10 protein-coding genes are annotated in these 14,122 nt (G+C 51.8%); 6 read left to right on the top strand and 4 right to left on the bottom strand.

The genetic code is table 11. The features are described 5' to 3' along the window. The first annotated feature begins 382 nt into the window (after window positions 1-382). From J4728_RS01400 to J4728_RS01390, 3 genes are all read left to right on the top strand, one after another. Complete coding sequence (locus J4728_RS01400) at window positions 383-1,063, top strand: N-acetylmannosamine-6-phosphate 2-epimerase (RefSeq protein ID WP_208210966.1); 681 nt, start codon at window positions 383-385, stop codon at window positions 1,061-1,063. 335 nt (window positions 1,064-1,398) lie between these two features. Further along, entirely contained in the window at window positions 1,399-2,895 is a 1,497-nt protein-coding gene (locus J4728_RS01395) for a sodium:solute symporter (protein WP_000628085.1), read from the top strand. 285 nt (window positions 2,896-3,180) lie between these two features. Continuing rightward, window positions 3,181-4,062, top strand: a complete 882-nt coding sequence (locus tag J4728_RS01390) for a MurR/RpiR family transcriptional regulator (RefSeq protein WP_000433674.1) — start codon at window positions 3,181-3,183, stop codon at window positions 4,060-4,062. 105 nt (window positions 4,063-4,167) lie between these two features. Here J4728_RS01390 and phoH read toward each other — a convergent pair whose 3' ends face one another. Next, a complete protein-coding gene (gene phoH, locus J4728_RS01385; protein ID WP_000533527.1) occupies window positions 4,168-4,956 on the bottom strand; it encodes a phosphate starvation-inducible protein PhoH in 789 nt (262 codons plus the stop codon). 892 nt (window positions 4,957-5,848) lie between these two features. After that, on the bottom strand, window positions 5,849-7,357 hold the full coding sequence (gene putP / locus J4728_RS01380; protein ID WP_001018468.1) for a sodium/proline symporter PutP: 1,509 nt from the start codon (window positions 7,355-7,357) through the stop codon (window positions 5,849-5,851). A gap of 421 nt (window positions 7,358-7,778) precedes the next feature. Here putP and putA point away from each other — a divergent pair, with 421 nt between their 5' ends. Both putA and J4728_RS01370 read left to right on the top strand, forming a co-directional pair. Beyond that, window positions 7,779-11,741 (top strand): trifunctional transcriptional regulator/proline dehydrogenase/L-glutamate gamma-semialdehyde dehydrogenase, encoded by a 3,963-nt coding sequence (putA, locus tag J4728_RS01375; protein WP_023253945.1) that lies wholly within the window; start codon window positions 7,779-7,781, stop codon window positions 11,739-11,741. Between the two features lie 58 nt (window positions 11,742-11,799). After that, a complete protein-coding gene (locus J4728_RS01370; protein WP_000821059.1) occupies window positions 11,800-12,195 on the top strand; it encodes a lysozyme inhibitor LprI family protein in 396 nt (131 codons plus the stop codon). Here J4728_RS01370 and rutR read toward each other — a convergent pair. Together rutR and J4728_RS01360 are read right to left on the bottom strand one after the other, a co-directional pair. Then, window positions 12,192-12,830, bottom strand: a complete 639-nt coding sequence (gene rutR, locus J4728_RS01365; protein WP_000083126.1) for an HTH-type transcriptional regulator RutR — start codon at window positions 12,828-12,830, stop codon at window positions 12,192-12,194. The genes J4728_RS01370 and rutR overlap by 4 nt on opposite strands. A gap of 136 nt (window positions 12,831-12,966) precedes the next feature. Next, the gene (locus tag J4728_RS01360; RefSeq protein ID WP_001273663.1) at window positions 12,967-13,134 is read right to left on the bottom strand and encodes a general stress protein; all 168 of its coding nucleotides are present in this window, start codon (window positions 13,132-13,134) and stop codon (window positions 12,967-12,969) included. Between the two features lie 384 nt (window positions 13,135-13,518). Between J4728_RS01360 and wrbA the strand changes: the two genes are divergently transcribed. Then, window positions 13,519-14,115: an NAD(P)H:quinone oxidoreductase gene (wrbA, locus tag J4728_RS01355; protein ID WP_001062898.1), complete on the top strand. Its 597-nt coding sequence runs from the start codon at window positions 13,519-13,521 to the stop codon at window positions 14,113-14,115. The last annotated feature ends 7 nt before the right edge of the window (window positions 14,116-14,122 follow it).

Below are 14,122 nucleotides of genomic sequence, written 5' to 3'. Positions count from 1 at the left end.
GTAAAAGCACACCATGGTGATGTTAGAAGTGATTATGGGTGACCTGTTATGGTCAAACTCATTAGTGATAGCATTCTGAATAAATACAACAAGAATTATGTGATGCATTTCATACTGGCTATCCCGTGGCGTATAACCTCCTTCTGAGCATTTTATCTTTATGCCGGAAGCAGTTAATAAAATACAGCATGCTACCGTCAGAATGAATTGTATTTGTCTTGTAGCTTCAGGTTATAGCCTCAAATCCGCTGGCGCAGTAATTGAATGACAAACATACCTTATGACTGTGTTCACATTTTTCTATCTTTTTGCTTGATGCAGCAACGCTCCACAACATAATATAAAACGGAGTAAAACTTCAAAATATATAAGGCGGAACTGGATGTCACTATTAGCCAAGCTGGAACAAAGTGTACACGAAAACGGTGGGCTGATTGTCTCATGCCAACCGGTACCAGGCAGCCCTATGGATAAACCTGAAATTGTGGCTGCAATGGCACAGGCAGCGGCTTCGGCGGGTGCGGTCGCTGTGCGCATTGAAGGCATTGAGAATCTGCGGACTGTTCGTCCCCATCTTTCTGTTCCTATTATTGGGATAATTAAACGTGACCTTACAGGGTCGCCAGTCCGTATCACTCCCTATTTACAGGATGTTGACGCCCTGGCGCAGGCAGGTGCCGATATTATCGCTTTTGATGCCTCATTCCGCTCTCGCCCGGTTGATATTGATAGTTTACTGACACGTATTCGCCTGCATGGATTACTGGCGATGGCAGACTGTTCAACCGTGAATGAAGGCATAAGTTGCCATCAGAAAGGAATCGAATTCATTGGTACAACACTGTCTGGCTATACCGGCCCCATCACGCCGGTTGAGCCAGATTTGGCAATGGTGACACAACTGAGCCATGCAGGTTGTCGTGTGATTGCCGAGGGGCGCTATAACACGCCTGCACTGGCGGCCAATGCTATTGAGCATGGTGCCTGGGCAGTTACCGTTGGTTCCGCTATCACCCGTATCGAGCATATCTGTCAGTGGTTCAGTCACGCAGTAAAACGCTGAACAGGGAAAAAAATGAACACGCTTACTATTGATATGTATGTCTCAGAGAATAATCCGACGTTAATAATGCTATCGGCAAATACGATCCCCAGGCCTGAAGCCTGTTTGAACGCAATATCGGATATCTGCTATTTCAGGTATCCGGCAGGACATACGTCTGGGCATCACCATTGGTGGAGCATAAATGCTCTGCCTTTTACATCTCATGATTACCGTCATTGAGAGTAACAAAAACTATTACTTGATCTGAATATCGTATCGTCTGAATGATGGGAAGATAAAAATACACAGACGATGACCGCAACTCTACTCAAAACCATAAGCAGGAAAGAACTATGATTACACATTCTTTCGGCATCGTTAATTATCTTGTATTATTTGGCTACCTCCTGGCCATGATGTTAGTCGGTGTCTATTTTTCCAGACGGCAAAAAACAGCAGACGATTATTTTCGCGGTGGTGGCCGGGTTCCTGGTTGGGCGGCTGGGGTCAGTGTATTTGCTACTACGTTAAGCTCAATTACATTTATGTCAATTCCTGCCAAAGCGTTTACTTCCGACTGGACGTTTATCATTGGTCAGTATCTGGCTATCGCAATTTTACCGCTGGTTTTTTATTTCTATATTCCGTTTTTTCGGAAATTGAAAGTCACATCAGCCTATGAATATCTCGAAGCACGGTTCGATGTGCGCTGCCGTCTATTCGCCAGCATGTCATTTATGTTGTTTCATATCGGACGTATCGCCATTATCACTTTCCTCACCGTGCTGGCCTTGCGCCCCTTCATCGCTATAGACCCGGTGATTTTGGTACTGTTGATTAGCGTGATGTGTATCATTTATACCTGGATGGGTGGAATTGAAGGAGTAATATGGACTGATGTTATTCAAGGCCTCTTACTTTCTGGCAGCGCGATACTGATTTTTATAGTGATATGTCTCAAAGTCCAGGGCGGCATTGGTGAAATTTTTACGGTGACGCAGCAGGCGGATAAATTCTTTCCGGCTACGCAGTTCCACTGGAGCTGGACGGAAAGCACAGTACCTGTATTGATGATTGGTTTTCTGTTTGCCAATATTCAGCAATTTACTGCCAGTCAGGATGTGGTCCAACGCTATATCGTGACTGACTCCATAGAGGAAACGAAGAAAACATTACTTACAAATGCCAAACTGGTTGCTGTGATCCCTGTTTTCTTTTTTGCTATCGGCTCGGCATTGTTTGTCTACTATCAGCAACATCCACAATTATTACCGGCGGGATTCAACACTGGCGGCATTTTACCCTTATTCGTGGTCACCGAAATGCCAGTCGGCATTGCAGGGTTGATAATCGCCGCTATTTTCGCTGCCGCGCAGTCCAGCATCTCCAGCAGCTTAAACAGCATTTCCAGTTGTTTTAATTCCGATATCTATCAGCGTTTGAGTCATAAAAAAAGAACGCCAGAAAACCGTATGAAAATAGCTAAGTTAGTTATTCTGGTCGCGGGCCTGATAAGTAGCGCGGCCTCGGTATGGCTGGTCATGGCCGATGAATCAGAAATCTGGGATGCATTTAATAGTCTGATAGGTCTGATGGGAGGGCCAATGACCGGTCTGTTCATGCTGGGCATTTTCTTTAAACGAGCAAATGCCGGGAGTGCGGTTTTAGGAATTATTATCAGCGTCATTACCGTGCTGGGCGCACGCTATGCCACTGACCTTAACTTCTTCTTTTATGGGGTCATTGGCTCGCTAAGCGTGGTGATCAGCGGCGTTATTTTCGCCCCGTTATTTGCCCCGGCACCGCCATTGACGCTGGATGAAAAACCTGAACCAAAGGTGACATTATGATTTCATGATACCACGCTATACCGACACAGCACACGGTGACGCCAACGCCCGGGGCGACAATACCGGGCCAGATATAAACCATCCGACAGATGGCGCGCTATAAACACCGTAAGAGCAAACAGATTACTCTCCAGTGATGTTCTGTCATAAGTTGGCAACGCGATGTAAATATTCCCCCTCCTTTACTTACATCGCGCTTTTTTTCATGCCGCAGACTTGATAGGCTCTGCTCTGTTCGATATTGCAGGCTTTGTGCCGCAATCAGCCCTCAAGAGCAGGAACTATATGGAGCCTCAACCCCCACGTCTTAAACCCGGAAAAATCCTTGACACTCTGGGTGCTATGCAAAAAAGCCTGACACGTGCCTCCCAGCGTATTGCGCAATATATTTTAGCCTTCCCCAGACAGGTGACACAGTCATCTATTGCCGATTTGTCGCGCGAAACACAGGCCGGAGAAGCCACGGTTATTCGCTTTTGTCGCACCCTGGGCTATAAAGGTTTTCAGGATTTTAAAATGGACCTGGCCATTGAACTTGCCACTACTGAGTCTGATGACAGTAGTCCTCTACTGGATGCCGAAGTTAGCGAATCCGACGATGCCCACGCCATTGGTTTAAAATTGCAGAACACCATTAGTAATGTATTATCTGAAACGCTAAATCTGCTTGATATGCAACAGGTTCTCGGTGTCGTGGACGCCCTACGTCACTGTCACTCAGTTTATATCTTTGGTGTGGGCTCATCGGGGATCACGGCGCTGGATATGAAACACAAGCTAATGCGTATTGGTTTACGGGGCGATGCGGTAAGCAATAACCATTTTATGTACATGCAGGCTACGCTATTAAAAGCAGGCGATGTCGCGATGGGTGTCAGTCACTCGGGCACATCGCCAGAAACAGTGCATTCACTCCGATTGGCCCGACAGGCTGGCGCCACCACAGTCGCCATTACCCATAATCTGGGTTCTCCATTATGTGAAGAGGCCGATTTTTGCCTGATCAATGGTAATCGGCAAGGAATGTTGCAGGGTGACTCGATCGGTACGAAAGCCGCGCAGCTTTTCGTCTTTGACCTGCTCTATACCCTTCTTGTACAGTCCTCGCCGGAACAGGCCCGAGAAAGCAAATTACGGACAATGAATGCCCTGGACATGACAAAATAATTCCCTTCACGTACAGGCGTCATTTTCCTTTTTTGTCCATGAGTCTGCTGGACGCTTTATAGACAACAAAGCCCGGTCTCCCGGGCTCTGAAAGTCAATGCTATATTAGCTGTATGCGTGAAGCGTTCGCTGACAAAGCGCCGAGCGCACGCAGTCGTCTTTGTTGAAATGCACAATCCCTACCATTTCATCTTCTTCAAAGCGTTCCAACGCATCGCTCAACCCGGAACGCACGCCGCGCGGCAGGTCGCATTGCGTAATATCGCCATTGACAATGACCGTGACATTTTCGCCTAGTCGCGTCAAAAACATTTTCATTTGCGCCGCAGTCACATTTTGCGCCTCGTCGAGGATCACGACCGCATTTTCAAAAGTACGCCCACGCATATAGGCGAACGGGGCAATTTCTACCTTACCGATTTCCGGGCGCAAACAATATTGCATAAAGGACGCGCCCAACCGTTTAAGCAGGACATCGTAGACGGGCCGAAAATAAGGCGCGAATTTTTCAGCGATATCACCGGGCAAAAAACCAAGATCTTCATCAGCCTGCAATACCGGACGCGTCACAATGATCCTCTCAACGTCCTTATGAATCAATGCTTCTGCCGCCTTTGCCGCACTGATCCATGTTTTCCCGCAGCCGGCTTCGCCGGTCGCAAAAATAAGCTGTTTACTGTCAATAGCGTTCAGATAATGCGCCTGTGCTTCATTTCGCGCCTTAACAGGAGAGGTATCGCGACTATCGCGCGCCATGCCAATGGCTTCTACTCCGCCCATCTGTACCAGTGACGTGACCGATTCTTCTTCACGTTGCTTATGACTACGCGAATCTCGTCTCAACACACGCTTTGCTTCACGACGAGCTTTGATCACTGCTTTTTGTCTTCCCATGGATAGCACCTTGAGTTGTAGGTATACATCACCCGCGTTCTCTTGAACGCGATTATGCGCACACACATCTGAGGGTTGGCTTCCTTGTAAGCCTTAGCTTGCTTTTTGAAACGACGCCACACACGGCTACGCGCACCACATATGACGTCATGGGTATGGACAGTAAGAGAAATGATGAGAGCTTTTAAGGTGACAAGACCACCACCGGAGAGAGAATGTCCGTACAGGGTGTTGTAACTACTGTAAACAATGTGTCCTGGTGCGGACATTACCATTCGCGATCTCCATAGTGAGTGACCATCACTGCCGGGGAACTACCGCTATTACTACTAAGTACAACACAAAACATCAATAATGCAACAATATATTCACCAAACATTAACCAAACATTATTGCGTCATTGTCAGTCTCTTACAGAAAGATTACACAATTATTTCATTGGCAGGAGACTAAAAAAGATAATCATTAGCTACTATGGGTATTAATGGTGAAAACACCCATAACCCATTGAATATTCAACATATAAAAGATTAAAACGGAGTAATTAACGTGTCCTCTCTCCCATCGCTAAAACGGCATTATTTATGCAAAATTTTGTGCGGCATACTTACGCCAGTAACGCTGACTCGTTTTAATTTTTGTCATTACTCTATTGCGTCAAGGCTATTGGTACCATTAACAGGCGATTTCATATATGGTCAGTTAGTGATTACTCGAGACGTATTACGGCCGCGTTAACGGCGCTCAAGGGCTAAAAATAGTTTGAGAGAGCGTCCTCATTTACCTGAACACCTTCAGTCAATCGGTCCGGGACTTATCAGAGGACCAGGCAGGCGTATAACGCCGCCTGGTAAAATATATCCGATGGCAATAATGCTATCGGACATGTCGGTTATTCCGCCTGTAGCTTCGACGGCGGCGCGGAATGATAATGCGCGTCCGCTTTTGCAAAGCGTTCCTGCATCGTTGCTGTCGGCGCTTTGCCAAGCAGGCTAAAGATTACGATCCCCAGGCTGCCGAAAATGAAGCCAGGGATAATCTCATACAGATCCAGCCAGCCATATTGTTTCCAGACGATAACCGTCACCGCGCCAATAATCATTCCCGCCAGCGCGCCGTTACGTGTCATACGCGACCACATCACAGAAAACAGGACAACAGGTCCAAATGCCGCGCCGAATCCAGCCCAGGCGTAGCTCACCAGCCCCAGCACACGGTTATCAGGATTCGCCGCCAGCGCAATGGCGATCAGCGCTACCACCAGCACCATCACTCGCCCTACCCATACCAGCTCTTGCTGGCTGGCGCTTTTACGCAGAAAAGCCTTATATAAATCTTCCGTAATCGCGCTGGAGCATACCAGCAACTGACAGCTCAACGTCGACATCACCGCCGCCAGGATAGCAGACAGCAGAACACCGGCAATCCACGGGTTAAACAGGATCTGCGCCAGTTCAATAAATACGCGTTCTGAGTTTTGGTTCACCGCCCCGGCCAGCGCGGGGTTATTGTTAAAGTACGCAATGCCAAAGAAGCCCACCGCCACCGCGCCCGCCAGACACAGAATCATCCAGGTCATACTGATACGACGCGCATGAACAATGCTGTGATGGGAGTCCGCCGCCATAAAGCGCGCCAGGATATGCGGCTGACCGAAGTAACCCAGTCCCCAGCCCATCAGAGAAATAATAGCGACAAAATTCAGCCCCTTGAGCATGTCGACATTCTCGATGCTCTTTTGCTTGATCACCTCCAGCGACTCGCTAAAACCGCCTACGCCGACAATAACCATCACCGGCGTCAGGATTAACGCAAAAATCATCAGGCTGGCCTGAACGGTATCCGTCCAGCTAACGGCAAGAAACCCGCCGATAAAGGTATAAATAATGGTTGCCGCGGCCCCCGCCCACAGTGCGGTTTCATAGCTCATACCGAAGGTGCTTTCGAACAGTCGTGCCCCAGCGACAATACCTGATGCGCAATAGATAGTGAAAAACAGCAGAATGACCAGCGCGGAAATAATACGCAGGACTCGGCTCTTATCTTCAAACCGACCGGTAAAATAGTCCGGTAGCGTGAGCGCGTTATTGTTAAATTCGGTATGCACGCGCAGGCGCCCGGCCACCAGCTTCCAGTTAATCCATGCGCCTAACGTCAGGCCAATGGCGATCCAGCTTTCAGAGATCCCCGACAGAAAGATAGCGCCAGGCAGCCCCATTAACAGCCAGCCGCTCATATCCGACGCGCCGGCTGATAAAGCCGTAACAAACGGCCCCAGGCTGCGACCGCCAAGAATATAGTCATCAAAGTTTTTGGTTGAGCGCCAGGCGATAAACCCAATCAATATCATGCCAAAAATATAGACACAGAATGTCACCAACATCGGTGTGCTAATAGCCATCAAGGTTCTCCAAATTTATTTATTGGCACTACCGTAGCGTGCCGTTTTGTACCCTGCCGGAACGTGGCAAGGGTGTTATGTTTACCAAGGCGACCGTATCCTGCCGGAAGCGGTGGTTATTCACAATCGATTTAACACACCATTTACATCAAATTTGATTGCAGAGGGATACTATTTTTCTCCAGGTTGCACTCTCTCACATTTTTTGCGGTTGCACCTTTTAAAAGTGTTAACTACCGCAGAGAAAATAAATCCAGATGGTTTTCCCCGTCAGACTCCCCCTTTCTTTTTTTAACAATTTATTCATTTTTAAGCTTGCAACGCAGGTCACATTTAACGCGGTTGCACAAAGTTGCAACATGGTGGATATTTTCCGCTAACTATTGGTTAGCAGATAGAGCAAATAACAGGAGTAGAGGGTATGGGAACCACCACGATGGGGGTTAAGCTGGACGACGCCACGCGCGAACGGATCAAAATGGCCGCGTCGCGTATCGATCGCACGCCGCACTGGTTAATAAAACAGGCAATCTTTAGCTATCTGGACAAGCTGGAAAATAGCGATACGCTACCGGAGCTACCTGCGCTGTTTGCCGGCGCGGCAAATGAAAGCGAGGAGCCGGTCGCGCCGCAGGATGAGCCGCATCAGCCCTTTCTGGAGTTTGCCGAACAGATTCTTCCCCAATCCGTCTCTCGCGCCGCCATCACCGCCGCCTGGCGCCGCCCGGAAACCGATGCGGTGTCAATGCTAATGGAACAGGCGCGCCTGTCGCCGCCTGTCGCTGAGCAGGCGCATAAACTTGCGTATCAACTGGCGGAGAAATTGCGCAATCAAAAATCCGCCAGCGGTCGCGCGGGTATGGTGCAAGGCCTGTTGCAGGAGTTTTCCCTCTCTTCGCAAGAAGGCGTTGCGCTGATGTGTCTGGCGGAAGCGCTGCTGCGTATTCCCGACAAAGCTACGCGCGATGCGTTAATTCGCGACAAAATCAGTAATGGCAACTGGCAGTCGCATATTGGCCGTAGCCCGTCGCTGTTTGTAAACGCCGCCACCTGGGGGCTGCTCTTTACCGGCCGACTGGTCTCAACGCATAACGAAGCCAATCTATCGCGCTCGCTGAACCGCATTATCGGCAAGAGCGGCGAACCGTTAATCCGCAAAGGCGTCGACATGGCGATGCGTTTAATGGGCGAGCAGTTCGTGACTGGCGAAACCATTGCTCAGGCGCTGGCGAATGCCCGAAAACTGGAAGAGAAAGGGTTCCGCTATTCTTACGATATGCTGGGCGAAGCCGCGTTAACCGCCGCCGATGCGCAGGCCTATATGGTTTCTTACCAGCAAGCGATTCATGCCATCGGCAAAGCGTCTAACGGTCGCGGTATTTACGAAGGGCCAGGCATCTCGATTAAGCTGTCCGCCCTGCATCCACGCTATAGTCGCGCGCAATACGATCGGGTAATGGAGGAGCTTTATCCACGCCTGAAATCCCTGACGCTGCTGGCGCGCCAGTACGACATTGGTCTCAATATCGACGCCGAAGAGGCGGATCGTCTGGAGATCTCGCTCGATCTGCTGGAAAAACTCTGCTTCGAACCCGAACTGGCGGGCTGGAACGGCATTGGCTTTGTGATTCAGGCTTACCAGAAACGCTGCCCGCTGGTCATTGATTATTTAGTCGATCTGGCCTCCCGTAGCCGCCGTCGGCTGATGATTCGTCTGGTGAAAGGCGCCTACTGGGATAGCGAGATCAAACGCGCGCAAATGGAAGGGCTGGAGGGCTATCCGGTTTATACCCGCAAAGTGTATACCGATGTCTCTTATCTGGCCTGCGCGAAAAAACTGCTCGCCGTACCTAATCTGATCTACCCGCAGTTCGCGACCCATAACGCCCACACACTGGCGGCGATTTATCATCTGGCCGGGCAAAATTACTATCCGGGTCAGTACGAATTCCAGTGCCTGCACGGCATGGGAGAACCGCTGTATGAACAGGTCACCGGTAAAGTGGCGGACGGAAAACTTAACCGTCCCTGCCGTATTTACGCGCCGGTGGGAACACACGAAACCCTGCTGGCCTATCTGGTACGACGCCTGCTGGAAAACGGCGCCAACACCTCTTTTGTCAACCGTATCGCCGATGCCACCCTACCGCTCGATGAACTGGTGGCGGACCCGGTCGAGGCCGTGGAAAAACTGGCGCAGCAGGAAGGTCAGGCTGGCATACCGCATCCGAAAATTCCGCTGCCGCGCGATCTGTACGGCGAAGGTCGGATAAACTCCGCCGGACTTGATTTAGCGAATGAACATCGCCTCGCCTCGCTTTCTTCTGCCCTGTTAAGCAACGCCATGCAGAAATGGCAGGCAAAACCTGTGCTGGAACAACCGGTGGCCGACGGTGAGATGACGCCGGTTATCAACCCGGCGGAACCGAAAGATATTGTCGGCTGGGGACGCGAAGCGACAGAAAGCGAGGTTGAACAGGCATTGCAAAACGCGGTCAATCAGGCGCCGGTTTGGTTTGCGACGCCGCCGCAAGAACGCGCCGCCATTTTGCAGCGGGCGGCGGTATTGATGGAAGACCAAATGCAGCAGTTGATTGGCCTGTTGGTGCGCGAAGCGGGGAAAACGTTCAGCAACGCCATTGCCGAAGTGCGCGAAGCGGTAGACTTCCTCCATTATTATGCCGGCCAAGTGCGTGACGATTTCGATAACGAAACGCATCGCCCGTTAGGGCCGGTGGTCTGCATCAGTCCGTGGAACTTCCCGCTGGCCATTTTCACCGGCCAAATCGCCGCCGCGCTGGCGGCAGGTAACAGCGTTCTGGCGAAACCGGCAGAGCAGACATCGCTGATTGCCGCCCAGGGCATTGCCATTTTGCTGGAAGCGGGCGTACCGCCGGGCGTCGTGCAACTGTTGCCGGGACGGGGAGAAACCGTCGGCGCCCAGCTTACCGCCGATGCGCGTGTACGCGGCGTGATGTTTACCGGCTCCACGGAGGTCGCGACGTTGTTGCAGCGCAACATCGCCACGCGTCTTGACGCCCAGGGCCGCCCTATTCCGTTGATTGCGGAAACCGGCGGTATGAACGCTATGATTGTCGACTCTTCTGCGCTCACCGAGCAGGTGGTCGTGGATGTGCTGGCTTCCGCTTTCGACAGCGCCGGACAACGCTGTTCCGCGCTCCGCGTGCTGTGTTTGCAGGAGGATATCGCCGAACATACGCTGAAAATGTTACGCGGCGCGATGGCGGAGTGTCGGATGGGGAATCCAGGCCGTCTGACGACCGATATCGGGCCGGTGATCGATAGCGAGGCCAAAGCCAACATTGAACGTCATATCCAGACGATGCGCGCCAAAGGCCGCCCGGTTTTCCAGGCCGCGCGTGAAAACAGCGATGACGCGCAGGAATGGCAGACCGGTACGTTTGTTATGCCCACGCTTATTGAGCTGGAAAACTTCGCAGAACTGGAAAAAGAGGTCTTCGGGCCCGTGCTGCACGTCGTGCGTTATAACCGTAACCAACTGGCGGAGCTTATCGAACAGATTAACGCTTCCGGCTACGGGCTAACGCTGGGCGTACATACCCGTATTGATGAAACCATTGCGCAAGTCACCGGTTCCGCCCATGTCGGCAACCTGTACGTTAACCGTAATATGGTGGGCGCGGTCGTCGGCGTCCAGCCGTTTGGCGGTGAAGGACTGTCCGGTACCGGGCCAAAAGCGGGAGGGCCGCTCTATCTCTACCGCCTGCTGGCACACCGCCCGCCCAATGCGCTCAATACGACGCTGACTCGTCAGGATGCGCGTTACCCGGTGGATGCGCAGCTTAAAACCACGCTACTCGCGCCGTTGACCGCTCTGACGCAATGGGCGGCGGATCGCCCGGCGCTACAGACGCTCTGCCGACAATTCGCCGATCTGGCGCAGGCCGGCACGCAGCGCCTGCTACCGGGGCCGACCGGCGAGCGTAATACCTGGACGCTGTTGCCGCGTGAACGGGTATTATGCCTGGCTGATGACGAACAGGACGCGTTGACGCAGCTTGCCGCCGTTCTCGCCGTCGGCAGTCAGGCGCTATGGTCAGACGACGCCTTCCACCGCGATCTGGCGAAACGTCTCCCCGCCGCCGTCGCGGCGCGTGTCCAGTTTGCGAAAGCGGAAACGCTGATGGCGCAGCCGTTTGACGCGGTGATTTTCCACGGCGACTCCGACAAGCTGCGAACCGTGTGCGAAGCCGTCGCCGCCCGCGAAGGCGCGATAGTGTCGGTACAGGGGTTCGCCCGCGGCGAAAGCAATATACTGCTGGAACGGCTCTATATTGAACGTTCGCTGAGCGTAAACACTGCCGCCGCTGGCGGTAATGCCAGCCTGATGACAATTGGCTAATACTGTGGTTAATTAAGGCTCCGTCAATGGAGCCTTTTTACTCGCGTCAGAGGAGCGTATGAAACGAATTTTCCTTACCTGCGCGGCGTTGTTGTTCAGCAGTCAGGCGTTGGCCGATGAGTGTGCCAGCGCCAGTACGCAGCTGGAAATGAATCGCTGCGCCGCCGCGCAATACCAGGCGGCAGATAAAAAGCTGAACGAAACCTATCAAAGCGCGATTAAGCGTGCGCAACCGCCGCAGCGCGAGCTGTTGCAAAAAGCGCAGGTGGCATGGATTGCACTGCGGGACGCCGATTGCGCTCTGATTCGCTCAGGTACGGAGGGCGGCAGCGTGCAACCCATGATCGCCAGCCAGTGCCTGACCGATAAAACGAACGAACGCGAAGCGTTTTTAGCCTCGCTGCTGCAATGTGAAGAGGGTGATTTGAGCTGCCCACTGCCGCCAGCCGGTTAACGCACGCGAATCCCTTCAATAATAATGCGCTGAACGCTTTCGACCGTTTGGTTAAAAAAGGCTTCATCGCGAAGCGTCGCGCCGGTTACCGCCTCAACCTGAGGGGCAAAATCGGCGTAATGTTGCGTGGCGGCCCAAATCATGAAGATCAAATGGTGCGGGGAAATGGGCGCCAGTTTCCCGCTGTGCACCCATCCGGCAATCAGCGCGGATTTTTCATCTATCAACGCTTTTAGATCGCCGGTCAGTTCCTCCATTAAGAGCGGCGCGCCCGCCAGCATCTCCATGCAGAAGAGCCGCGACGCCTGCGGATAATCACGCGAAACCTCCAGCTTGAGACGGATATACTCTTTGATGGCCTCCAGAGGGGAAAATTCTGCGCGAAACGCCTTGAGCGGCGCCAACCAGACATCCAGAATCTGTCGCATTACCGCGACATACAGCGCCTCTTTCGAGGGATAATAATAAAGCAGATTGGTTTTGGAGACGCCTGCCCGCTCGGCGACCTGCTCAAGACGCGCGCCATGAATGCCATACTGGGAAAAAACAGCAAGCGCGGCAGTTAAGATAAGCTGCCGTTTTGCACCGGTGGCCTGCGAGCGTTTCCCGATTTTTTTCTCTGTGCGTTGCGACATGCGCCCTCTCCTTTTTGTCAGGACGCAAGCATACCAAATCCGGCTTATAAACAAAAAAACCGCCGGAAATCCGGCGGCGGTGGCGCATGACGCTTTTTAGCGCGAAACGCTCAGCGTCTTGCTGTTGTGACGCAGGCTAGCTATTACGGTTACTGCTTTTGCCCCCTTTTTTGCCTGCTTCGGATGCACGCTGCGGGTCATTCTTAAAATTGCCCCCGCTGTGCTGACCACCTTTACGACCTGCTTCTGATGCTCTTTCGCGGTCTTCCGCAAAATTACCGGAACCGCCACGATGGTTTGCCATTACTGACCTCCGTCATAGATTAGACATCATATTGCATAGGTAATGAGGAGTATCTCCTCGCGCCGCGTATGAACGATATCATCAGTAACGCCGCGTAAAATTAAGCATAGTGAAAAACGCCGTGGTAGGCCGCTTACCGAAATATTCTGCAACATCAGAAGCCGAATATGCAGAATAATAACCATGAGAAATAAATAAGTTATTCTTATACTTGGAAAAATCAAAGCGCTTAAAAATGTATCATTTTGCAACAAAGGTCGCCAAATTAATTATTGTTATAAATCAAAGAAATGGCGCTGAAATTTGCACTCTTCACAGGAGGGCATATCTTTAAATAGACGTAGCGAATCGCTACACACCTGATTAATCTGAGGAGTAGTACAAATGGCAAAGATTCTGGTGCTCTATTATTCCATGTACGGACACATTGAAACCATGGCGCACGCGGTGGCGGAAGGGGCAAAGAAAGTCGACGGCGCAGAGGTCATTATAAAGCGTGTGCCAGAAACAATGCCGCCTGAAATCTTCGCAAAAGCTGGCGGTAAAACGCAAAACGCACCGGTTGCCACCCCACAGGAGCTGGCGGATTACGATGCCATTATTTTTGGTACGCCAACCCGGTTTGGCAATATGTCAGGCCAGATGCGTACCTTCCTGGATCAAACCGGTGGACTGTGGGCATCCGGCGCGCTATACGGCAAGCTCGGCAGCGTGTTCAGTTCTACCGGAACGGGCGGCGGCCAGGAGCAGACCATCACCTCGACCTGGACTACGCTTGCCCATCATGGGATGGTGATTGTCCCGATAGGCTATGCCGCACAGGAACTGTTTGACGTCTCCCAGGTTCGCGGCGGCACGCCTTACGGCGCAACGACTATCGCCGGAGGCGACGGTTCACGTCAACCAAGCCAGGAGGAACTCTCTATCGCTCGCTATCAGGGGGAATACGTCGCCGGTCTGGCAGTCAAACTCAACGGCTAATCTTCAA

Origin of the sequence: Salmonella sp. 32070601201500089SM (assembly GCF_017573605.1) — a bacterium.
Taxonomy (GTDB): domain Bacteria; phylum Pseudomonadota; class Gammaproteobacteria; order Enterobacterales; family Enterobacteriaceae; genus Salmonella; species Salmonella enterica.
The sequence above is the reverse complement of the archived record's forward strand: the minus strand, read 5'-3'. Positions and strand labels throughout refer to the sequence as shown.